The sequence below is a fragment of the Bifidobacterium biavatii DSM 23969 genome, from assembly GCF_000741165.1.
Taxonomy (GTDB): domain Bacteria; phylum Actinomycetota; class Actinomycetes; order Actinomycetales; family Bifidobacteriaceae; genus Bifidobacterium; species Bifidobacterium biavatii.
In genome coordinates this window covers 1-22,647 of record NZ_JGYN01000023.1, presented here as the reverse complement: position 1 = coordinate 22,647, position 22,647 = coordinate 1, and the positions used below count along the sequence as shown (strand labels likewise).

At 62.6% G+C, this 22,647-nt stretch carries 15 protein-coding genes, 2 tRNA genes and 1 pseudogene; 8 read left to right on the top strand and 10 right to left on the bottom strand.

The genetic code is table 11. The features are described 5' to 3' along the window. Nucleotides 1-184: 184 nt before the first annotated feature. Nucleotides 185-745, top strand: coding sequence for a LacI family DNA-binding transcriptional regulator (locus BBIA_RS14915; RefSeq protein WP_238548475.1), 561 nt, complete (start codon nt 185-187; stop codon nt 743-745). Next, a complete protein-coding gene (locus tag BBIA_RS14910; RefSeq protein ID WP_238548474.1) occupies nt 742-1,185 on the top strand; it encodes a LacI family DNA-binding transcriptional regulator in 444 nt (147 codons plus the stop codon). The genes BBIA_RS14915 and BBIA_RS14910 overlap by 4 nt, the downstream gene beginning before the upstream one ends. Nucleotides 1,186-1,230: 45 nt before the next feature. Here the strand turns inward: BBIA_RS14910 and BBIA_RS08345 are convergent, their stop codons facing one another. From BBIA_RS08345 to BBIA_RS08335, 3 genes are all read right to left on the bottom strand, one after another. Then, nucleotides 1,231-2,424 carry an MFS transporter gene (locus tag BBIA_RS08345; protein ID WP_238548477.1) on the bottom strand — a complete coding sequence of 398 codons (1,194 nt, stop codon included), beginning with the start codon at nt 2,422-2,424 and terminating at the stop codon, nt 1,231-1,233. A gap of 508 nt (nt 2,425-2,932) precedes the next feature. Then, nucleotides 2,933-3,005: transfer RNA gene (locus tag BBIA_RS08340), tRNA-Ala, on the bottom strand. A 64-nt stretch (nt 3,006-3,069) separates the two neighbouring features. Then, nucleotides 3,070-3,143 (bottom strand) — tRNA-Ile (locus BBIA_RS08335). Nucleotides 3,144-3,340: 197 nt separating this feature from the next. Here BBIA_RS08335 and BBIA_RS08330 point away from each other — a divergent pair. Continuing rightward, entirely contained in the window at nt 3,341-3,979 is a 639-nt protein-coding gene (locus BBIA_RS08330) for a M48 family metallopeptidase (protein ID WP_033494962.1), read from the top strand. A 365-nt stretch (nt 3,980-4,344) separates the two neighbouring features. Here the strand turns inward: BBIA_RS08330 and BBIA_RS08325 are convergent, their stop codons facing one another. The 3 genes from BBIA_RS08325 to BBIA_RS08315 form a co-directional block, all read right to left on the bottom strand. Beyond that, a complete protein-coding gene (locus tag BBIA_RS08325; RefSeq protein ID WP_033494960.1) occupies nt 4,345-4,824 on the bottom strand; it encodes a Dps family protein in 480 nt (159 codons plus the stop codon). Between the two features lie 248 nt (nt 4,825-5,072). Beyond that, nucleotides 5,073-6,398, bottom strand: a complete 1,326-nt coding sequence (locus BBIA_RS08320) for a hemolysin family protein (protein ID WP_033494958.1) — start codon at nt 6,396-6,398, stop codon at nt 5,073-5,075. 216 nt (nt 6,399-6,614) lie between these two features. Then, on the bottom strand, nt 6,615-7,283 hold the full coding sequence (locus tag BBIA_RS08315) for a carbonic anhydrase (RefSeq protein ID WP_033494956.1): 669 nt from the start codon (nt 7,281-7,283) through the stop codon (nt 6,615-6,617). 307 nt (nt 7,284-7,590) lie between these two features. On the opposite strand from BBIA_RS08315, the gene ahpC reads away from it, so the two are divergent. Further along, complete coding sequence (gene ahpC / locus BBIA_RS08310; RefSeq protein ID WP_033494954.1) at nt 7,591-8,154, top strand: alkyl hydroperoxide reductase subunit C; 564 nt, start codon at nt 7,591-7,593, stop codon at nt 8,152-8,154. Nucleotides 8,155-8,339: 185 nt separating this feature from the next. Beyond that, on the top strand, nt 8,340-10,295 hold the full coding sequence (locus BBIA_RS08305) for an FAD-dependent oxidoreductase (protein WP_033494952.1): 1,956 nt from the start codon (nt 8,340-8,342) through the stop codon (nt 10,293-10,295). A gap of 233 nt (nt 10,296-10,528) precedes the next feature. On the opposite strand, the gene BBIA_RS08300 is transcribed toward BBIA_RS08305, so the two are convergent. Both BBIA_RS08300 and BBIA_RS08295 read right to left on the bottom strand, forming a co-directional pair. Next, nucleotides 10,529-11,788, bottom strand: a complete 1,260-nt coding sequence (locus tag BBIA_RS08300; protein WP_033494950.1) for an OFA family MFS transporter — start codon at nt 11,786-11,788, stop codon at nt 10,529-10,531. A 387-nt stretch (nt 11,789-12,175) separates the two neighbouring features. After that, nucleotides 12,176-12,814: an SGNH/GDSL hydrolase family protein gene (locus BBIA_RS08295; RefSeq protein WP_033494948.1), complete on the bottom strand. Its 639-nt coding sequence runs from the start codon at nt 12,812-12,814 to the stop codon at nt 12,176-12,178. A 325-nt stretch (nt 12,815-13,139) separates the two neighbouring features. On the opposite strand from BBIA_RS08295, the gene BBIA_RS08290 reads away from it, so the two are divergent. After that, entirely contained in the window at nt 13,140-14,636 is a 1,497-nt protein-coding gene (locus BBIA_RS08290) for a hypothetical protein (RefSeq protein ID WP_033494946.1), read from the top strand. 413 nt (nt 14,637-15,049) lie between these two features. On the opposite strand, the gene BBIA_RS08285 is transcribed toward BBIA_RS08290, so the two are convergent. Continuing rightward, complete coding sequence (locus tag BBIA_RS08285) at nt 15,050-17,806, bottom strand: phosphoenolpyruvate carboxylase (protein ID WP_033494943.1); 2,757 nt, start codon at nt 17,804-17,806, stop codon at nt 15,050-15,052. Between the two features lie 405 nt (nt 17,807-18,211). Between BBIA_RS08285 and BBIA_RS08280 the strand changes: the two genes are divergently transcribed. Further along, nucleotides 18,212-20,218 carry a threonine/serine exporter family protein gene (locus BBIA_RS08280; protein ID WP_152600606.1) on the top strand — a complete coding sequence of 669 codons (2,007 nt, stop codon included), beginning with the start codon at nt 18,212-18,214 and terminating at the stop codon, nt 20,216-20,218. 640 nt (nt 20,219-20,858) lie between these two features. On the opposite strand, the gene BBIA_RS08275 is transcribed toward BBIA_RS08280, so the two are convergent. Further along, nucleotides 20,859-21,818, bottom strand: a complete 960-nt coding sequence (locus BBIA_RS08275) for a hypothetical protein (RefSeq protein WP_152600601.1) — start codon at nt 21,816-21,818, stop codon at nt 20,859-20,861. 415 nt (nt 21,819-22,233) lie between these two features. Here BBIA_RS08275 and BBIA_RS14270 point away from each other — a divergent pair. Beyond that, nucleotides 22,234-22,647 (top strand): annotated as a pseudogene (locus tag BBIA_RS14270) (transposase family protein); the annotation flags it as partial.

Below are 22,647 nucleotides of genomic sequence, written 5' to 3'. Positions count from 1 at the left end.
TTATGGAACCGGTTCCACTGCCATGCCGTATACTATGACGAGCACTGTACGAGTGAGGCGACGGCCGAAATACGTGGATTGCGGCAGCTGGGCGGGACTTGTGTAGAGTGGGCACGGACGGACGGTCGGAATGCCGCCCGCTCGCCCGAACGGCATTTCCGATGGACGGTTTGCGGAGGATGACATGAGTGCTGAAGTCGTCACGATTCGTGACGTGGCGAAGCTTGCAGGCGTGGCGGCGTCCACGGCGTCGCGCGCCCTCGGCGGCGGCTCCGCATCGGAGCAGACGCGGCGCAAGGTGCAACAGGCTGCGGAACAGCTGCATTTTGTGCCGAATCAGGCGGCGAAGCAGCTGACCACCGGCAGATCGAACATCGTGGCGATCATGGTGCCGGAGGAACCGGATTTCATTTTCCGCGACGCGTTCGTCTCCGGAATGATCGCGCAGCTATCGTCCTCGTTCACGGCCATGAACCTGCTGCCGTTCCTGGCGCTCACCAAGCCCCACGACGCGCAGAAGTTCCTGACCGTGCTCAAAAGCTCGGGCGCCGCGGGCGTGGTCGTGATCAACTTCCACTATTCGAAGGCGTTTGCCGACGCGCTGAGGCAATGCGGCGTTCCCGTCGTGTCAATCGGCACGCCGCATTCGGCCATGCGCACCCCGTACGTCGACGTCGACAACTACCAGGCGGGTACGACGCCGCCACGCTGCTCTGCGAGCGCGGCTGCCGCCATATCGCCGTGATCGCGGGGCCGACCGACATGCAGGCCGCGGTGCTACGCTCCGAAGGTGTTCTGGCTGGTTTGAAGGCCGTGGATTTGGAACCGGTTGCAATGGTGTCCGGCGAATACGGCGCCGAACACGGAGAGACAACCATGCGCCGGATACTGGAGGAACACCCCGAAGTGGACGGTGTATTCGCCGAATCCGACGAAATCGCCAGCGGAGCGCTACGCACGCTGCTGAACGCCGGCAAACGGGTCCCCCAGGACGTTGCGCTGATCGGATTCGACGACTTCCATGTGGCCCGTGCCGTCTCCCCCAGCCTGACCACATTCGCCCAACCATTGGCCACCATGGCGGAAACGGCCACAAAAATGCTGGTCGAACGGCTGAATACCGGCGAATGGCAATGCAAGGCGGTGCTGTTCCCCGCCCCGCTGGTCCGCCGCGAAAGTGCCTGACTGGACTGGCCCGTCAGGCCAGTCTGTCCGGTGCGGCCAAGCGGTTTATCGGCGACGGCGCGAACTGAGCCAACCGTACAGCGTCAAGGGAATGGCGGCGGCGGTGAACAGTGCGGGCAGCATCATGCCGCCGTGCGCGCCGAACACGTCCAACACCATGCCAGCCACCGACGAGCCGATCGCACCTCCCGCAGTGCCGGCCGTAGTCAGCCAACTCAGTCCCTCCGTCAACGATTCGGACGGGACCAAACTGCGCACGATCAAGCTGCCGGTGGTGAACAGCGGAGAAACGTTCAAGCCGGTCAGCACCTCGACGATCGCCAATACGACCAAGTTGTCCATCGTCACTCGGAACAGTACGAATCCGACCGTCAGCAAGCTCATAAACAGCACCATATGCGCCCAGTGCGAGCCCCTGAGTCGCCGCGAGCCGAAGATCAGCGCGCCAATGCACGAACCAACCGCATACATCGCCAGCTGCAAGCCAAGAAAACGCTCCGCGCCCATCGACTTCACGGCCGCGGTGATCGACACGTCCACGGCCGTAAAGCTCATATTGAACACGACGAACACCGCGATCAACGGCAACATGCCACGGTACAGCAGCGCGCTGCGCTTCATGCCGGCATCGTTCCTGACAGTGCCGTCCGCATCGGTGCCATCCGCATCATCGGCATGCGGCATACCGGACGCAGTCGCAACGTCGACCATCTCCACAACCGGACGCGGCTGCGTGGAACGCAACGAGAAAAACACGGTGCCGCCGATCGCCGCAGCGGCTATCGGCACAAACAGCTGAGCCACCGGATGCACCGACGTGGCAAGCCAGGCGGTCAGCATCGGGCCGAGAATGAACACGACCTCATCAATCGCGGCTTCAGTGGCATACGCCGTATTCAACAGCGACTCGCCGTCGCGCACGTCGCGCAACGTATACGCCCACCGGGCACGCACCAGCGCGCCGAACGAAAACTGGGTCACCCCCATCAGCACGGCCAAGGCAAACATCAGCGCAACGGGCGCGCGCAGCCACACGGCAAGAGCGAAAGCAAGCATGAACACGACCTGCAGCACCAGCGTCGGCCTGCCCACGCGGGCCTGGCCGAAACGGTCGAACGCCTTCGCGTACAACGGCGTGACGCACGACATGGACAGCACGTACACCGTATTCATGATGCCGGCGAGTGTCCACGCGCCATACGCGTGATTCAACGCCAGAATAATGCCCAAATCGAGCATGGACATAGGCAGGCGGGCCACCGCCGCGGAAATGCAGAACGATTTGGTGCCCGGCAGGGCGAACAGACGACGATACGGCGACACAGAAGCCGACAATGCGCTCTCCTCACGGTAGGTCCGGCGTGTGCGACCGCCCGCACGCGCCTTCCGAGGGGGTTGGGTTCTTGCAGCAACGTCACGCGGTGCGTTTCGACCGCGGACATCGGCGGCGTGCTCGCGCACGTTCCGACCGGATGTCATGGGCGCCAATGGCCCAGAGCCGTTGCCTTGTCGACTAAGAATCTCGGCAGACCAACTCGGTAAGGGTTTTGGTTGTTGTGTTATTCGGTTCAGTTATTCGGTTCGGCCGTTCGGCTGTGCGAGGGGTCGGTTGCGATCCCGCACCCAGTCGTCGCGGACTCGACTGACATAGTAGGAAGCGGGGGCGATATGGCCACGCGAACAGTCCTCAATCGGGCAAAACGGCAACAAAAAAGGGCTTCCGGGAAATACCGGAAACCCTTGTCTGTGGAGCATGCCGGGTTCGAACCGGCGACCCTCTGCTTGCAAAGCAGATGCGCTACCAGCTGCGCCAATGCCCCAATGGTCTTGCAACCCTTGTGGGTAGAAAAAAAGAGCGGCTCAAAGGCCGCTTCATTTTTCCTGTGGGCCCGGGAGGACTTGAACCTCCGACCTCATCCTTATCAGGGATGCGCTCTAACCACCTGAGCTACGGGCCCGATCCGTGTGCTTTTCAAAAGCGCACAATCGACTAGATTACCAGCATTCTTCGGTTTGTCAAAAGGACATGTCTGAACGCTCTATTTTCGTTGGAATTGCAACGATTGTTCGGCGTGTCGTTTTTGTGGCGACAGTTGGTCGGAAGGCCAAGAATCGGTCGGCGACAGACTGTCTGCGGGCGCGCGAGAATGATCGTATGCCTTTTCGCCAATCAGCCGCCTCCCGCACGTCGCAGACATCCCGCACCACGACGACCGTAACCGTTGACGGCCTGCCGGTGACGGTCACGCGCAAGCCGATCAAGAACATGTACCTGCGCGTGCGGCCGACCGACGGTTCGATTGAGATTTCCGCGCCGACGCGCATGAGCGAGCGCCGGATCGTCGATTTTGTGCGGGAACGCCGCGACTGGATCGTACGGACGCAGAATCGGCTGGCCGAGATATGCGAATGGCAGCGATCCGCGGGCGAGAACGGCATGGTCTGGACCGACGATCTCGCGCGGCGGGCCGAAGCGACGATCCGCGCGGCGTTACCCGGACTGCTGGAGAAGTGGACGCCGATCATCGGCCGTGCTCCGTCGCACGTCACGCTGCGGATCATGAGTTCGCGGTGGGGCTCGTGCACGCCGAAAACCGGGCGGATACGACTGAATCTGCAGCTAGGGCTGTTGGACCCCAAGTTTTTGGAATCCGTGCTCGTGCACGAGATGACCCATTTGTGGAACACGCACGGCCATGGGCCCGAATTCCAACGGCGGATGGACCAGTACCAGCCGAATTGGCGGCAGTTGCGGCGGGAATTGAACCAGCGGCCGGTGATGCGGCGGCCGTAGCTGATTCCTGATTCCGCATGCCACTGTGCGGTGAAAGCGTAACGTGACATTGACCCCAGTTCGGTCGGCCTACCAGCCACAATGTCACGCTATAAGGCTGATTCGCGTGACATTGTCCCCAGTGCCCCCAACCTACTCTCAGCAATGTCACGCTATGGGGTCGATCCGCGTGACAATACCCTCAGCACCGCCGATCCACTCTCCTCAATGTCACGCAAGTACTGCAAACACCGTCCCCGCACACCACAATGCGAGAAGCCGGTTCAGGTCGTTTGTGAGACGGAAAACGGCCACAACCACGCCCGATTATCTGGATCGGGACTCGGTTGCGGCCGTTATTGCGGAATGACAGCGGGGTTATTCACTTACGCAAGATGCGAGCGCATGAACCACTGGAATTTCTCAAGCTGCTGGACGTGGTCCTGGATGATGTTGGAGCTGACGAAGTCGAGCTCGTCGAGCTCGGCCACGGCGCGGCGATCTTCGGCGATAAACGCGTCGTAGTACTCGATGAGCGCCTCGAGATACGCGGTAGTGCCGGCGCGGCCCTCCACGTCGAACGGCTTCCACGTGCGGTTGCGCACGATCGCGTCCGCACGGCCGTCGGGCGTGCCGCCCAGCGTGGCGATGCGCTCGGCCGTCTCGTCGGCCTGAGCCAGCACGGATTCGACCTCCGGGTCGAGCATCTCGTGCACGGCGATGAAGTTCGGGCCGGTCACGTTCCAGTGCGCGTGCTTGAGCACTAGCGCCGCCTCCTGCTCCTGGCTGAGACGGTTCTGCAGGATGGCGATGGCCTTTTCGGAAGTGGCCTCGTCGAGTCCGGGAACAACGAATGCAAGCGTCATGACTTGCTCCTTTCGGTTGTGGCTCCTTCTGGGAGCCGGGTATGTCCACTGTACGGGCCGCCGTCCGCCGCCACGCGCGGCTGGGCAGTGTCGTAACCCACAGTGGCATGTCCCATACTGCCATGACCGCTGTCCAAGTCGCGGGACGCGGCTGCCGGCCGTCCTCGTAACCAATGATGCCCGCTCCCCGACTGGGGAACGGGCATCATATCCGCGGCGATATCCGCAGTATTACAGCCGTGATGGTGCTACGCGTTGGCCGCTTCCGGCGCATGATCCGGCGCGCCCGCCTTGCGCACTTCGATCGTTTCGATGCGCCGTCCGTCGACCTTGGTGATCACCATGTCGTAGCCGTCGTCGGAGTGCAGCACGTCGCCGACCTCGCCCATCTTGCCGGTGTGCGCGAGGAAGTATCCGGCCACAGTCTCGTACGGGCCGTCTTCCAGTTCGATGCCGGTCAGGTCGTCGAAGTCCTCGATCGTCATGCCGCCGTCCACGGTCGCACGGCCCTCGTTGAACACGGTTTTGCCGTTGCGCGACGCATTGTCCTCATCCGGCAGATCGTATTCGTCTCGAATATCGCCAACGAGCTCCTCGGTCATGTCCTCGAGCGTGACGATGCCGTCCGTGCCGCCGTATTCGTCGATCACCACGGCCAGGTGGATGCCGCGCTTGCGCAGCAGCGACAGGCTCGGCAGCAGCTTCGACGTGCCCGGCAGCGAAATCCCCTCGCGCGTCACGTCGGCGACCGTCTTCGCGTTCGGATCGCGCACGTCGAGCAGGTCGCGCACGTGCACGAATCCGATCACGTCGTCGAAATCCTTGCCGGTGACCGGATAACGCGAGTACGGCATTTCGCGAACGTACGCAGCCGCGTCGGCGATCGACTGCGAGCCGTCAAGGAACACAACGTCCGCGCGCGGGCGCATGACCTCGGCCACGATCGTCTCGGACGCGTCGAACACATCGTCGAGAATCGTGCGCTCGTCCTTGCTCAGCGACGTGTTCGTGTTGACCAGCACGCGCAGCTCGTCGTCTGAGACCTCGCTTTCCGTCTCGTTCGGGTCGAAGCCGAGCAGACGGACGATGCCGTTAGTGTTCTTGCCGATCAGCCAGATGATCGGACGGCATACGGTTGCAAAAATATCGATCGCGGGCACGACGGCGCGCGCGATCTGCTCGGTGCGCTGCATGGCGATGCGCTTCGGGACCATTTCCGAAATCACGATCGAGCAGTACGAGATGATGAGCGTGAGGCTGATGGTGGTCAGCGGCGCGGCGATGTGCGCGGGCACGCCCCAGCCTTCGATGACGGGCACAATGTACGGGGAAATCGACGATTCGCCGAACGATGCCGACAGGAAGCCGGACAGCGTGACGCCGATCTGCACGGTGGACAGGAACGTGTTCGGGTCGCGGGCGATCTTCGCCACGCGAGCGCCGCGGGCATCCTCCTGTTCCATCTGATCGATCTGCGAACCGCGCAACGAAACCAGCGCGAGCTCGGTACCGGAGAACACGGAGCCGAGCAGCAGGAAGACGAAAATCAGCAGGATGTTCATACCAAGTGACATGCACTCCACTCTAGGGGAGCGGCACGTCAATCAGAATGATGGCGCCTGATGATGTTGGCTGGTGATGTTGGTTGGTGATGGTGGTCGATGGCGCAGTGATGATACGTGTCATTTCGACTGAACGCAGTGAGCGGAGAAATCTTTGCCGCGCAGTGGTTCTGAACGATTTCTCGACTCGGCTGCGCCTCGCTCGAAATGACACGGCTGATCGCGAGATCAGAAGCTGAGCACCTCGACCTTGCCGGTGGTGAGCTGGTAACGGGCGCCCACGATCATGAGCCGCTCGTGCGCGAGCGCGTCCTGAATCACTTCGGAACGCGTGACCAGCTCCTCGATCGTGTGCGCGATATGCACGCGCTCGAAGTCCTCATGCGCGTCCAGTTCGGCCTGCCTCGCCTGCCACACGGACATGCCGACCGTGCGCAGCATGATCGACTCGGCCTCGGCGATGCGCTCGTCCAGGCTGTCGATGCCGTCCGCGGCCTCGAGCGAACCGGCCGCGTCGTCGGTCGTCGCCACGATCATGTCGTCGAGTTCGCGCGCGGCCATGTCGATCGCGCCGCAGCCCTCGTGGCCGAGCACGACGAGCAGACTGACGTGCAGTTTGCTCACGGCATATTCCAGCGAGGCAAGCACGGCGTCGTCGATGATCTGCCCGGCCGTGCGCACGGTGAACAGGTCGCCCAGTCCGGCGTCGAAGATGATTTCCGGCGGCACGCGCGAATCCGAGCACGACAGCACAGCCGCGTCCGGATTCTGCCGGTCGATCAGCGACTCGCGCGTGGTCTTGTCCTGCCACGGATGCTCCGGCTTGCCCTCGGCAAAACGACGATTACCGGCCAGCATGCGACTCCACGTTGCGTTCGCCGTCGACTCTTCAGCCATATGTGTACCTCCAAAGGTTGATTCGGGTCCCATCTTAGCGTGCAGTGCGGGAACGAGCTCGGGGGTTTCCGGCGCACTGGCCGGCCGACGGTGGTTTTGGTGTGCGGCTTTCGGCAGTTGCTTGCGTAGTTTTCTGAGATGATTCCCTGCGCCTGTTGTTCAGTGGAGACGCGCGGAGCCCGCGCGGAGCCCGCGCGCTGCTGTGATTATCCTCATACCGCTTGCGGCATGTTCGCCCTGCGCGGCGAACGCGATTCGGGATAGGATAAAATTGGTTTGTCGTCACCGATTTCAGAAAGGAACAATGATGACTCTTCTGCAGCACGAACTCACCGATTTCAAGGTTCAGGCGTTCCAGAACAACGAATTCCACGAGGTGACCAAGGCGGACGTGCTCGGCCACTGGTCCGTGTTCTTCTTCTACCCGGCCGACTTCACGTTCGTGTGCCCGACCGAACTTGAGGACCTCGCCGCCAAGTACGAGGACTTCAAGAAGATTGGCTGCGAGATCTACTCCGTCTCCTGCGACACGCACTTCGTGCACAAGGCGTGGCACGACGCGAACGAGAAGATCGCGAAGATCCAGTACCCGATGCTCGCGGACCCGACCGCGCTGCTCGCGCGCGACCTCGACACTTACAACGAGGCGGATGGTATGGCCGAGCGCGGCGACTTCATTGTGAACCCGGAAGGCAAGGTCGTGGCGTACGAGGTCATTTCCTCCAACGTCGGCCGCAACGCGGACGAGCTGCTGCGCCGCGTGCAGGCGTCGCAGTTCGTGTACGAGCACGGCGATCAGGTCTGCCCCGCCAAGTGGCAGCCGGGCGAGGACACCATCGAGCCGAGCCTCGATCTGGTCGGCCTGCTCTGATCGTTATGTATCTCGGCTCCCTCGGTGGAGGGAGCTGTCGCGGCCGATAGGTCGTGACTGAGGGAGCGTACGCGGTATGGCCTTCGTAACTACGGAACGCGATGAGTGTGACGCTCCCCCAGTCAGCTATCGCTGACAGCCCCCTCAGCCGAGGGGGCCAAGTTATATGTGAAGGAGTTTTTCGTATGACTGATACCAGCAATCTCTACGACGTGGTGGTGATCGGCGGCGGACCGGCGGGACTCACCGCGGGCCTGTACCTCGCGCGCGCCCGCTACCGTGTGCTCGTGCTCGAGAAGGACGATTTCGGCGGGCAGATCACCATCACCAACGAAGTCGTGAACTACCCGGGCGTCGGCCGCACCACCGGCCGCGCGCTCACCCAGACCATGCGCCAGCAGGCGCGCGATTTCGGCGCAGAGTTCCTCTCTGCGGAAGCCACCGGACTCGACGTGAACGGCGACATCAAAACCGTGCACACCTCGCGCGGCGACCTGCGCACGTTCGGCATCGTGCTCGCCACAGGCGCATCCCCGCGCAAGCTCGGTTTCGAAGGCGAGGCCGAGTATGCGGGCCGCGGTGTGGCCTACTGCGCCACCTGCGACGGCGAGTTCTTCACCGGTCGCGAGGTCCTCGTCATCGGCGGCGGGTTCGCGGCGGCCGAGGAATCCGTGTTCCTCACCAAATACGCGTCCAAAGTCACCGTGCTCGTGCGCGAGCCGGACTTCACGTGCGACGCGTCCGTCGCGGCGGAAGCGAAGAACAATCCGAAGATCGAAGTGCGCTACAACACGGTGCTCGACGGCGTGACCGCCGGTCAGGGCGGCCTGCGCGAGGCGACGATCCGCAACGTGTCCACCGGCGAGACTGCAATGTGGAAGCCGGCCGACGACGGCACGTTCGGCGTGTTCGTGTTCGCCGGATACGTGCCCGCGACCGATCTCGTGCGCGGCATTGTCGAGCTCGACGATCACGGCTACGTGGTCACGCGCGGCTATCTCGAAACGTCGGTGCCGGGCGTGTACGCGGCCGGCGATCTGCGCGTCAAGAACCTGCGTCAGGTCGTCACCGCGACCGCTGACGGCGCGATCGCGGCCGTCGAACTCGAGCGGTACGCCAAGTCGATGAGCGAGAAGACCGGACTCGTGCCGCCGCGTCCGACCACGAGCGCGTATGAGCAGGCCGAGGCGAGCGCTGCTGCAAACGCAAGCGTCGCTGCAAACGCTGGCACGACGCCCGCCCCCGCGCCGGTCAAGCGCAGTGCGGATGCCGCCGCGGCCGCCGCGCAGACTGCAAAGCAGCCGGGCGAACTGTTCTCTGCCGCGATCAAACAGCAGCTCGGCGTCGTGTTCGGCCGCATGACCCGGCCGGTCACGCTCGCGCTGGAACTGGACGACACTCCGCTGTCCGCGGAATTGCAGGGATTCATCGGCGAAATAGTCGCGCTGTCCGGCGGCAAGCTGAACTCGGTGGCGATCGACGCGGCCGGTTTGGTTGCGGCCGTCGACGGCGAGAGCGCGCCGACGTCGCTGGTCGTCGGCGAGCCGGCGGAAATCGTCCTGCCGGACGACGCAGATGGTTCCGTGCCCGATGCTGGAGATGGGGATGCTGTTGCCGGCGACGACGGCGTTGCTGTATTGCCGGTGTACGGCACGCTCGACGATTCCGGTCGCGCCGAGTTTGATCCCGCAGGTCGGTTGCCGGGCGCGCGTCCGTGCGTGCGTCTGTGCGTCGAGGGAGACGACGACCGCCTGACCTTCACCGGACTTGCGTTCCACGGCGTGCCGAGCGGTCACGAGTTCAACTCGTTCGTGCTCGGCCTATACAACGCGGCCGGCCCGGGCCAGCCGTTGGACGACGATCTGCGCGAGCGTGCGACGGCGGCAAGCCCGACCGACATCATGATTCTGGTGTCGCTGACCTGCACGATGTGCCCGGAGACGGTGCTCGCCTCGCAGCGCATCGCCTCGCTCAACCCCGGCGTGCGGGCGGAGGCGTACGACATCTCGCATTTCCCCGAGCTCAAGGACCAGTATGGGGCAATGAGCGTTCCGTGCATCGTCATCAATCAGGGCGGTGAGCAGAAGGTCGAGTTTGGCAAGAAGAGCGTGCCGCAGATGCTCAGCCTCATTGGGGCATAGGGTAGCCGACCGGCCTGATTGTGGCTGATGGTGCCTGATTGGGCGGTTGGCTGGGGCTCTTCAGGGGTGGCTGGTTCCCGGGATTTTTCATCCGAAATCCCGGGAACCAGCCATGTTCTGTTTTTAAGCGCAAACCGCGTCATTCCGCCGATCGCGTTTGTGCGGTTGTTGCATAATGTGCGTTTGCTGGTTCCCGGGATATCGGCGACCAATCCCGGGAACTGGCAGCGGGCTCAGCGCTGCCGCCCCGCCTGCTTCACCAAGGTCACGCTCGCCAGTGCTACCGCATACAGCGCCGTGATGACGGGGATAAGCGCCGCATATCGGTGCGCCTGATCGGGTGCGTGCGTGACCACGAACGACGCTAGCTGATTGCCGCTCAGGCCCGCGAACGCCCACGCGCTGAGCGTCAGGCCGTGTGTGGTCGACACGGTCTTGGTACCGAAATGCTGGTCGAGCAGCACCGGCAGCGTGGAGAATCCGCCGCCGTAGCCCGCGTTGACGAGGAACAGCATGGCCAGCACCGCCCACAGCAGCGCATTGTCGATACTGTTGAGCACCACCTGCAGCAGGCACACGGCGATCGACATGACGAAGATGATCTGGTAGACGCTTTCGCGGCGCTTGAGATGGTCGGAGATCGTGGAGAAGCCGATGCGGCCGGCCGCATTGAACACGGCGTCGACGGCGAGCACAAGACCGATGACGCCTGCGATCGCAGTGGCCAGTTCGCTCTGGTTCAGTCCCGTGTACTGCGGGAACGACTGCAGGACGTCGTGCAGGATGTCCTTCTCCTGGCTGATGAGCGCGAGACCGCAGGTGATGTTGAGATAGAACGCGATCCAGATGCCCCAGAACACGGGCTTGCGCAGGATCGTGCGGCGGCTGACGTGCGAGGTCGCCGGATCATACACCCAACCGGCCGGGCGGCGGATGAGCAGGAATCCGACGAGCATCATCACCGCATACACCGCGGCGAGCACGTAAAACATGGCAACCAGTCCGATCGTGCCGATCAGCCATTCCATGACCGGGCTGGCGATGGCCTTGGCCAAGCCGAATCCGGCCACCGCGATGCCGGTTGCGAGGCCCTTATTGTCTGCGAACCACAGCATGAGGTTTTTGACCGGCGTCAGGTAGCCGACGCCCAGCCCGACGCCCATGATCGCGCCGTAGCAGACGAACACGCCCGGTAGGCAGTGCAGCGCGATGCTCACACCCGTGCCGGCGAAACCGACCACGAAACAGATCATCGACACGAGCGCGGACCGCTTGATGTTCTTCTCCACCATCGGCCCGGCGAACGCGGCGGACATGCCGAGGAAGAAAATGGCGAGCGAGAACGCCCACTCCACCGAAGACGGGCTGGCGTTGAGCTGGTCTGCGATCAGCTGCTTGAACACGCTCCAACAGTAGACGGTGCCGATCGGGATATGAATCAGCAATGCTGGGAGGATGGCGCTGGTCCAACGATTCGCGGCGAGACGTGCCATGCGGGATGGGTCCTTTCGTGGCTGGCGATATTGGTGTCATATCTGCCGGTGCCGCAAGAGACTTCCGCCGTACGCACGTCGCCGGACCTGTTCGGAAAGTGGTTCGCTGTGCCTTGTCGCGATCATCTCGCGCGGGCCGCTCTCCCCTGACCGAACATCCTTACTGTGCGTTTCATCGGAGTTGCTGTCTCCTGTCGACGCCGACAATCAGCACTATACCGACGTTCCTATGGTGCGACGCGCGTCCATGTCTGGTGCATTGCGTGATATTGTTCACATCGCGGCGATGATCGTTTGCGGTGGCTTTCCATCACGTGACTTACCTCTGTCCCTACTTGTTGACGATGATTGTGGCTGTCGTGGCTCTACGCCGCACGAGATGCGTGGTCAGTGCCGCGCCACCCAGTCGTCGCGCAGCAGCGCGGCCATCGCGTCGGCGAACTTGGCGTGATTGTCGCCGTCCATGTGCAGCTTGTCGAGATCGCTCGCCTCGGTGATCTGTGCGGCGTCGAGGAACAGGCAGCCCTGCTGCTCGGCCACGCGACGGTACTCCCTCGCCAGTTTGTGCGACAGTTCGACCGCGCTTTCCTCGAAGCCGATGAAGCCGCTGCCTGAAATGTCCGGGCGCAGATATATCGGCGAGACGACCACGATGCGCGGCGTCGGAGCACCGCGATTGTCGGTGATCTTGACCTCGTGCACGAGCATGTCGAGTCCGGCCGCGATCACGCGCTCGTCAGCGTGGAACATGGCCTTCATGTCGTTGGTGCCGAGGCTGAGGATGACGTAGTCGAGCGGTCGGTGCGTGATGAGCGCGCCCGGCAGCGCCTCGATGCCGCTGCGATGAGGCTCGACCGGATTGTCGAACACGGTGGTGCGCCCGCCGAGCCCTTCCTCGATGATGTACCAGTCGTCGCCGAGCAGGCGCTGCAGTCGGCCCGGCCAGCGCACGTCGCGTGGATGGCGGCCGCCTGCCGGATTTGATCCGTTCGTGTTGGAATCGCCGAAGCACAGTACGTTGATCATGCTGAATCTCCTTCGGGCGCGCATGGGTTGCTTCGCCGCTGCTAGGATAGCGGCCGTTAGGTCTCTTTCCGGCGTTGTTTCCGGGTATTGCCTTGGCTGCGCATGACGGTTCGGGCCTGATTGTCCCGACTGTATGCGGCGTTGCACGCGCCGTGTTTCACGTGAAACGCGATCTCTGCATGATGATCGCGCTGCGGTCTCCGGTGCGTTCGTCGCGCTGCACGACGGTAAGATGCGCGACCCGCTGGGCCCTGCATGTCCGTTTCGGTTTTTCTACAATGGAACGTAGTGAGAACGGACTCGTGTGTGAGACGAAGGGGCGGACATGGTGCAGGGAATGGGCAACGCTGACGGCGATAATTCCGGTTTTGATGCCGGTCCAGATTCCGGCTTGCATGCAGGGTACGGCGGTGGCCGCCGTACCGCGACGATCGTGATCGCGGCCGTTGCGGCGGTAGTGCTGGTGATCTCGGTCGGGATCGGCGTCGGCATGCATCTCGCTCGGTCGGCCGGCGGCGCGCGCGGCGACTCGTCGTCAGTGAATGGGACGAACCAGCCGGGATCGGCTGGCGGCAACAATGCGAACGGTTCCACAAGCGGATCAGGCGGCGGTTCCGCCGCATCGCAGCTACCGTTCGCAGTCAGCAACATCAGCGTGCCGACAACCATCGTCGACCCGGAACAGAGCGCCACGGACGCGACGCCGACGTCCGAATGGCAGTTCGGCGGCGACTATCGGCTCATTGGGTCGTTCCCGATCGACCAAGGCACCGTATTTGGCTCGGCGACGGACACCCCCGACGACGTCAGCTCATACGCGGCCGCATTCATCGGGCAGACACAAGGCGACGCGAACGCCGTCACCGCGCTGGAAACCCCGCAAACCGGACAGCGCGGCTTTTACGAGCCGCAGGACGGCACCGGAACCACGGACCGCGTCGTATGGCGCTCCTCCACGGTCAACGGATCCGCGCAAACCGGCTACGACAACTGGCGAGTGCAAACGTGGGATAAGGCAAGCGGCAAGACAATCGCACTCGCCACTGCAAAGGATCTCAACGGGCGCGAAGACACGCGCTCACTGAGCGAGGAAATCGTGCCCACGTTCAACGACGCGCACGCATATTTCGCAACGAACGTGCCCGAACTCGGCTCCGACGACGACTGGGAGGCGCGTATCATCGCGATGAATCTCGACGGCAGCGGCAAGCCGCGGGTCATCGGCAACGGATCGTACCCCGCTGCGATCGGCAACGGCGTGCTGTACGCGAGCACCGACCCGGACGACGACGACCGCTATCGCGACGTCGTCTCATACACGGATGTTGGCGGTAAAACGAAGTCGATCGTGCGATTCTCCGTAGGGGTGGAATGCGGCTCGTCGTCGGGCGTTGCGCGGCGCGATCGCAACGAGCGTAACGACTGCGGCGACGATGACGACTGGAGTATCGCCGGACTGTGGGCGTACGGCAATTATCGCGCGATGGCCGTGACGAACACGGACGGCGCGGAACACGGCAATCCCGACACGTACATCGGCATATGGGGCGACGACTTCGGCAAGCCGATCGCATGGCTGCACATGGCCACGCCCACGGTGGTCGGCTCGATGAACGCGCACTGGTTCGTGTGGGGCGCGGGATCACAGGACAAGCATGCGGGCATGTACGCGTTCAACCTGGCGGACGGGTCAGTGAAAAAACTCGGCGAGGCGGCAGGATATTCACGGCCGGCCATCGCGCTCGGGGACGATACGGTGATGGTTCCGGTGGTTAAGGATTATTCGTCCCCTGTGTCGTATCGGGTGGGGGTGTTGAGGTAGATATTGCGGTTGGGTTGATGTTGGGTGTGGGAACCGTTGCGCATCGACAGGTACCGGAATCTTAGGGGTGTTGCGGCGGGGTGAGGGGCGAAAGGGTTGGTTGCGAAGCGTTGGTTGGTGGGTGGTGCTGAATGGGGGTGGTGGGTTGAAGGGAATGGACTCGCCTGGCGGCGAGGCTGTTGTTTGGCGGGCGGCGGCTGGGCCGCCCGGGGAGTTCGAGCGCGGCTGATGGCCGCGCCGAACTCGGGATATGGAAAGGCCCCCGCTGGATGAGCGGGGGCCTTGCTGTGCTGGAGGTTTTTCGCGTGCGCGTTCGCTATAACGCGAAAAACCTCCTACGTTTGCGTGTTGGGAAGCCCACTGGGCTTCCCAACCGTGAATTGCAGCGCCAGCTGCAATTCACGACGCAAACGTCAGCCCGTATTCTGGAGGCCGGCGGCGACGCCCGAAACGGTGCAGAGGATCAGGTAGATGAAGCCGGCCTGCTGGCTCTGGCTGAGCTCTTCCTTATCCACCTTCTTGCGCAGCGAACGCAGCGCAAGCACCTGCGTGACGGACAGCGCATCCACGTACGGGGAACGCACGCGAATCGCCTGACCGAGCACGTGACGGTGCTGCAGCGGCCACTGGTCGCCGACGATGCGCAGCACCCACTTCGTGGTCAGCTCCATCTCGTCGAGGACCTTCTTCGACAGCTCCTCGTCATCGCCAAGCGCAAGATACATCTTCGCGATACGCTCGTCAGTCTTGGCCAGCGACATCTCGATGTTGTCGATGAACGTCGAGAACAGCGGCCACTCCTCGTACGCCTGACGCAGCGTCTCCAGATCGCCGAACTGCTCACACGCCGTGCCCAAGCCGTACCAAGCGGCCAGGTTGATGCGCGCCTGCGCCCACGAGAACACCCACGGGATCGTACGCAGATCGTCAAGCGACTTCGCGCCAAGACCACGCTTAGCCGGACGCGAACCGATCGGCAGCAGGCCGACCTCGGTCAGCGGCGTGACGGTCGAGAACCACGGCGCGAAATCAGGCGTGTTCAGCAGATCGAGGAAGCGGTTGTGCGCGGCCTCGTCCAGCTTTGCCGTCATGTCCGCGTACTTCGCAGTCATCTCGGTATTCGTCTTCTCCACGCTCGGCGCGGACTGCAGCAGCGTCGCGGCCGCAACGGACTCGATGTGGCGCACGGCCAGCACCGGGTTGCCGTAACGGGCGAAAATGACCTCGCCCTGCTCGGTCAGCTTGAAGCGGCAGTTCACGGAACCCTTCGGCTGGGCCAGCACCGCACGGTTCGCCGGGCCGCCGCCACGACCGACGGCGCCGCCGCGGCCATGGAACAGGGTCAGGTCAATGTCGTGCTTCTCCGCCCAAGCGACGATGCGCTGCTCCGCGGAATGCAGAGCCAGCGTCGCAGTGGTCGGACCGGCGTCCTTCGACGAATCGGAGTAGCCGAGCATGACCTCCATCTTGCCGCCGGTGGCCTTCAGACGAGCCTGCACTTCGGGGATCTTGACGATCTCCTCGAGCACATCCACCGAGTTCTCAAGATCCTCGAGCTGCTCGAACAGCGGGATCACGTCGATGGTCGGCACGTCCTCCGGATGCGCGAACGCGAGACGGTTCAGCTCGTACACGTCGCGCACGTTCTGCGCGCTCTTGGTGAACGAGATGATGTAACGACGGGCGGCCTTGATGCCGTTGCGCTTCTGGATCGAGCCGAGCGCGCGGAACGTGTCGAGCACCTCGTGCGTCATCGGCTGCAGCGGGCCGCGCTCGCCGTGCAGACCGTGCTCGCGGATGTCCTCCAGCGCGCGCGAATGCACGACCGAATGCTGACGGAACTCCATCTCGACCATATGGAAGCCGAACGTTTCGGCCTGCCAGATCAGATCCTGCAGCGGGCCATAAGCGGAACGCTTCGCGCCGGCCTCGGCCAGCGAACGCTGCACAACCTTCAGATCGGCGATGAAATCATCGCAGGTGTGGTACATCAGATCGGCGTCGCGGGCCACGGTGTAATGCAGGCGATCGGCCATGACCAGCATAACCGCGCGGTGCATTTCCTTCGTGGAGATCAGCGCGGCCTTGTCGGTCAAGCGCTCGCTCATTTCCTTCTGATGATTCCACAGGTTCTTCAGCTCGGCGCTCGGCGGCGTCGTCTCCGATTCCATCGTCAGGTTGCGGCCGACGGTGCGGGTCGCCTCCTCAAGGGCGGTGATCACGTGATCGGAGAACTTACGGGCCACCTGACGGCTCACCTTGGCGGTGACGTTCGGGTTGCCGTCGCGGTCGGAGCCGATCCAGCTGCCCGGATGGAAGAACGCGGGGCACACCGGCTCGACGAGGCCGGCCTTGTCGCCCAGAACCCAGTCGTCGAAACGACGGTAGACGGCCGGAATCGTGTGGAACAGCGTGTTGTCGAAAATGTCGAGGATCGTGTCCGCCTCTTCGACCGGGGTCGGCTTCTTCAGCGCGATCGGCGACGTGCGGAACAAGGCGTCGATCTCGTTGTAGAGACGACGGCAGTTCTCCTTGCGGTCGGAGCCGCCCAGCGTGCGGTGCGCCTCCAGCAGCTCCGCGATGCGGCGGATCTTACCTTCAACGGCCTTGCGGCGGGCTTCGGTCGGATGCGCGGTGAACACGGGATGGAACTCGAGCTTGTCGAGCAGTTCCTTCGCCTTCGCCGGGCCCATCTCGTTGATGAGCTGATGATAGGCGCACGTCATCTCGTTGACCGGGTCGACGGCCTGATCGCCGGAGACCTCGTTCTCGCGCTGGTGCAGCACGGAAACGCGGTAGTTCTCCTCGCTCAGGTTCGCCAGATGGAAGTACGTGGCGAACGCGCGGGCGAGCAGCTGCGCGTCGTGCAGATGCATGTTGTCGATGGTTTCGACAGCCTTCGCAAGTCCGTCATGAGACGGATCCGGGTCGGACAGAACGCCTTCGAAATGCTCGGCGCTGGCCTCCACGGCATAGTTGCGCACGGTGTCGAACGTGGCAAGCAGTTCGGGATCGAATTCGCCCAGGACGTCACGCAGAATGCGCAGACACAAGTCCATATCATATTTGAGCGATTCGGGAAGATCACGCTCTTCGGGGCCCTTGGTCCCCAAACCGGACGTCACGATCGTGGCGTCGGCGGGCGTGATCTGCTGATCATTAGTTGTCATCAGACCTCCTTTGCTGAACTCCCGGTTGTTCGGTCTGCCGGCCATCCGCGGCTCCTCCGCGGTTGTGTTAGTCGGTCGTTGCGAACCCAAAGCCGTTGGTTCAACGGTTGTGGGGCTATTGTATGACCGGGTTATCGACACTTTGGTTACAGGGTTCGGGTTTTGGGAATCTCACAGGCTTTCCTGTTCGGTTTTTCCGCCGAATCGTCGGTGTGAACCATCTTTGATCGCGAATATGAGACGCGGCTATCCACGATGCGGACGTAAATATGGCCGTCGTCGCAATCGCCCACGCCGGGCGGTAAACCTGAAAACGTGAGTCAAGGGCATCAATACGAACGAGAGAACGGCGAAACCAGCGCCGTGGCAGTACAGCATTTCCACACGCACTCCATCCCGCTCGACATGGAAGACATTGAACGAGACTGGGACAAACCCATCACCGAAGCGGGCATCGCGGCCAAAGCCAGCGTTATCGTGCGCGTCGGCCTGCTCGACCTATCCGCCGGCACCGGCTCGTTCCGCGTACGCGAAATGATGCACCGCATCGCCTACCCGCTCGGCGTGCACGTACGCGCCGACGTCAACCTCACCGACATCGAAGCCGCCTGCACCGACGGCAAGGACCGCATCACCGAAGTCATCGACCTGCCATCCACCGGCGTCAACACCGAACGCATCTGGCTACTCGAACACTTCGCCGACTGGTTCAGCGTCAACCTCGGCGAAGATTCCATGTACCACACACGCTCCGAAGTCTCCTCCGGGCTCATGCAGCACCTCGACAGCAAAGACGCCTCACAGGTCTCCGCACAACTCGCCAAACAGCTGCGCGAAGAGGAAAAGCACGGCAAGGATGCGACTTCCGAGACCTCGGGCGAAGCTGCCGGCGACAGCAAACCCGGGCAGGACGCCGTGCTCGACGCGCTCGAAATCGCCAGCCAGCACGCGGACCCGGGCGATCCTCGCGCGCACCAGCTGCACGTCCACGAAACCGACTGGTCGCAGTCCGCCATGACTCAATCGCTGGCGGCCCGCGCCGAAGCAGCCAAAGAAAACGCCGCCGGGGACGAGACCGAAGATTACCGGATCTCCGGTGACGCGCGGCCTGTCGTCGACGATTTCGGCAATGCGGACGATTCGGACAGCGCGCGCGGAAACGACTCGGCCTCGAACGCCGGCTTTTCCGTCGCGGCGGAAACTTCCGGCTCATCGGCAACGCCGACCGTCGACCGTGCCGCGGCAAACGGCGAACGACCGGTCACCGACCGCATCGTCAAAGAGCACGTCAAACATCACCGAGCGCCGGACAGCGGCTTCCTCCCCACCGAAGAAGACCAGCGCAAGCACGCGCACAAACCGCCGAAAGGCAAATACGCCGAACACTTCGACCACGTCGGCAAAACGCGCGTCACCGGCCGCCCCGGCATCACCGTGCGGCAGGCCCACCAGCGGCTCGACATGATCGAACGCCGCAAGCCGCTCTACTCCCCCGCCTTCGCCGGCCTCGCCTCCGCGATCGCCTGCGCATCCTTCGTGTTCCTGCTCGGCGGCGGCCCGTACGACATGGTCGGCGCGTTCGTCGGCGCCGGACTCGGCCACTGGCTGCGTCGACTCCTGTTCAAACGGCATCTCAACCAGTTCTTCGTCACGTTCGTGTGCGTCGCGCTCGCGGCGCTCGCATGCACCGGCACGCTGCGACTCATCGGCCTGTTCGACCCGGTCGCGCTGCAGCACGACACGGCATATATCGGCGCGATGCTGTTCGTCATCCCGGGATTCCCGCTCATCACGGGCGGGCTCGACATGGCGAAGATCGACTTCCCTTCCGGCGTACAGCGCGTGACCTACGTGCTGTGCATCATCCTCATGGCCACGCTCGCAGGGTGGATGGTCGCCACGATCGTGCACCTCAACCCTCAGGGCTTCGAGCCGCTCGGGCTCAACCCGTGGGTCAACATGCTGCTGCGCGCGCTGTTCGCGTTCCTGGGCGTGTGGGGCTTCTCCGTGATGTTCAACTCGCCGCAGCGCATGTGCCTGACGGCCGCCGTGATCGGCATGATCACCGACACGCTGCGTCTTGAGATCGTGGACATGGGCGTGCCGGCCGAGGCGGGCGCGTTCATCGGCGCGTTCCTGGCCGGCATCCTGGCCACTGTGTGGCGCTCGTCGGTGCGCAAGGGCTGGCTGCCGCCGCACCTCGGCTATCCGCGCATCTGCCTGACCGTGCCGTCGATCGTCATCATGGTTCCGGGCATGTATATGTACCGCGCCATGTGGTACCTCGGCAGCTTCCAAACGCTGAACGCGCTCGACTGGGCGTTCCGCGCGTTCATGGTCATCATCTGCCTGCCGATCGGCCTGGCGATGGCCCGCGTCATCACCGACAAGTCCTGGCGCTATGACATTTGATGAACCAAGGAAGATTCCGGTGACGCTGGTTCTGTCGTTATCGGCGTAGGGCTCCGGCTCTTTGCGCGTGATTCGCGTGGGAAGAGCCGGAGCCCTTGTCATATGGCTCCATATGACATGCGGTTCGTCGTGGCGGATGTGACGGATTCCGGTTTCGCTTTTCTGGCTTCGGGATTGCTCGGCTTCAGTGGCTTCAGAGGCTTTCTGCAGGGGCTTTCTGCAGGGGCTTTCTGCAATCCGTGAGGCAGATTTCTTGTCGTGCATGGGTCTACTCGCGATCTGTGAGGCAGACGTTCCTTGCGCAAGCAGCGATTTTGGCAATTCCCCGTTGAAAAATGGCTGATTCCTCCAGTGAATTATGCCGATGTTCGTCGAACATTGCCTCACAGATCCCAGATAGAACGGTGCAACGCTCAGAATCTGCCTCACAGATTGTAGAAAGTGCCTATCGCACCGTGTTTGGTTGTTTGTCGGGTTGAGTGGCGGCCATGCCTATAGTCAAGACTTGTCCGGGAGAATCTGGCTGGACGGGTCCTGCTAACCCGGTTAATCTGACCGGCCGATTCGTCCAGATTTGTCCGGTCAGATTGAAATGGGCCTTGTTGTGGCACGTCGTTTTTTGATTCCTGCGTGGCAATCGTTACTGGCATCTTTTGCGGGCTCGCCTTGTTGCCGGCCGAGTCGTTGTTTTCTCCCATATCGGACGTTTGCGGAGTCGTCGCCCGTCGCAGACCTGTTCCATGCTCATCCTCGGGGACAAAGGCACCGGAAAACAGAGTGCCTGCTGCACCTTGTCGGCTACGCGCTGCGCCAACGCTTCTTCGCTCGCCTCGTTCTGCAGATCCACGAACGTGACTTTGATATACGTCCAGCCGGCGGTCTCGATATCCTCTCGTCGTTTGTCATCTTTAAGCACCTGCTGGCTGCTGAACCGATGATGATTGCCATCGTATTCGATGGCGATGCGCAGTTCCGGATATGCCATATCGAGAAACACGGATCGTGAGCTGTTGGGAATGTGCAGTTCGTAATTGACTTCTGGTACGGGCAACCCGTATTTCGTTAATACTATGCGTACGCGGGTCTCCATTGAGGAGTCGGTGTTTTCCCGCATCGCTCGCAGAGCCAGGCGACAGGCTCGAATGCCTTCGAACCGACGAGCTTGGTCTATGTAGCGTTGGAAATCGACGTGTCTGGCCCGTTTGAGTCGCTTGTCCCGACGCATCATGGAGTCGCCCAGCACAATGAGTTCTTCCAATGACAGGATTGCGGAAAAATGGGCCCATGTGCAGACCGGCGTCGTGCATTCGAACTTTCTTGCGATGATCTGCGTTTCTATGGCGCCGGTCCACGCGAGGTACTGCACGCCTGACAGGTGGCTGCGCTGATTGACATTCGGCACGATGACGGAGATCAGAGTGTTCTGTCGGGTTCGTCGGGGCATGTGCGGAAGTTCGACTCCAAGCAGTTCTAGCGCTGCGGTCCGCGCATACACCAGATGCTGTTTGGTTCGATTTTCCAGCTCTTCGCAGAGGAGCATTCGATTCCGTTTGGTTTCGGAGAGGGCGGACAAGGACAGGGACTCGTTGTTGTTGACCATATCCCGACCGTACGAGACACGGCATCGTCTCGCCAGTGGATAACTCTAAATTGTGGATATGTGGATAAATGTGGATAACTTGATTGTGGCGGGGATTCGCTACTGCCGGCTGTGAGGAGCGGACAATGCAATGCACAATCATCGTGTTCGTTGGCATGAGGTCCGGGCGTGTTGCCGAGTCTCTGGTCCACCGTACCGTCTGGGCCACCCCAAGTCGTCGGCTCGCCAGTCTGCCCGCCGGACCTTCAGTGGCTCTTCGCATTTTGGCGTGTAAGGGCCGTGCGGTTTGATTCGGTGTGTGATTGAAAAAGTGAATGAAACCGCGCGGCTTGGTATTGAGTCTAGCGCGTTCGATGGTCGGGTCTTGCTTGGCTTGGACAGGTTGGGGTTGAATCCCGTCTCGCAGAGGCACGTGGTGTCAGGTTCGCGGGCGGGAGTGTGGCTGATCGGCTGCGAGCTAGCGGACGAGACCGTGCGATACTGCCGTGATTGCGGTGCTATGGGCCGCGTGCGTTCCTCGTGGCGGCGCCGGTTCGCGCACACGCCCGTCGGCCAGCACGCCGTGCATTTGATGGTGCGGGTCAGACGCTATGAGTGCGTGGCGTGCGCGTGCTCGTGGACGGACGACCTGACTCGCATAGCCGACGAGGGCAGACGTTTGACGGACGCGGCGGTGTGGTGGGCCGCTGCCGAGGTCGTGCTCAAATCGAAGAGCGTGCTCGCATGCGCCCGTGACCTGCACTGCTCGTGGGGTGCGTTGAACCGGGCCGTATTGGAGAAAGGCATGGACGTGCTGGTCGCCGATCCACGCCGGTTGGACGGCGTGGAA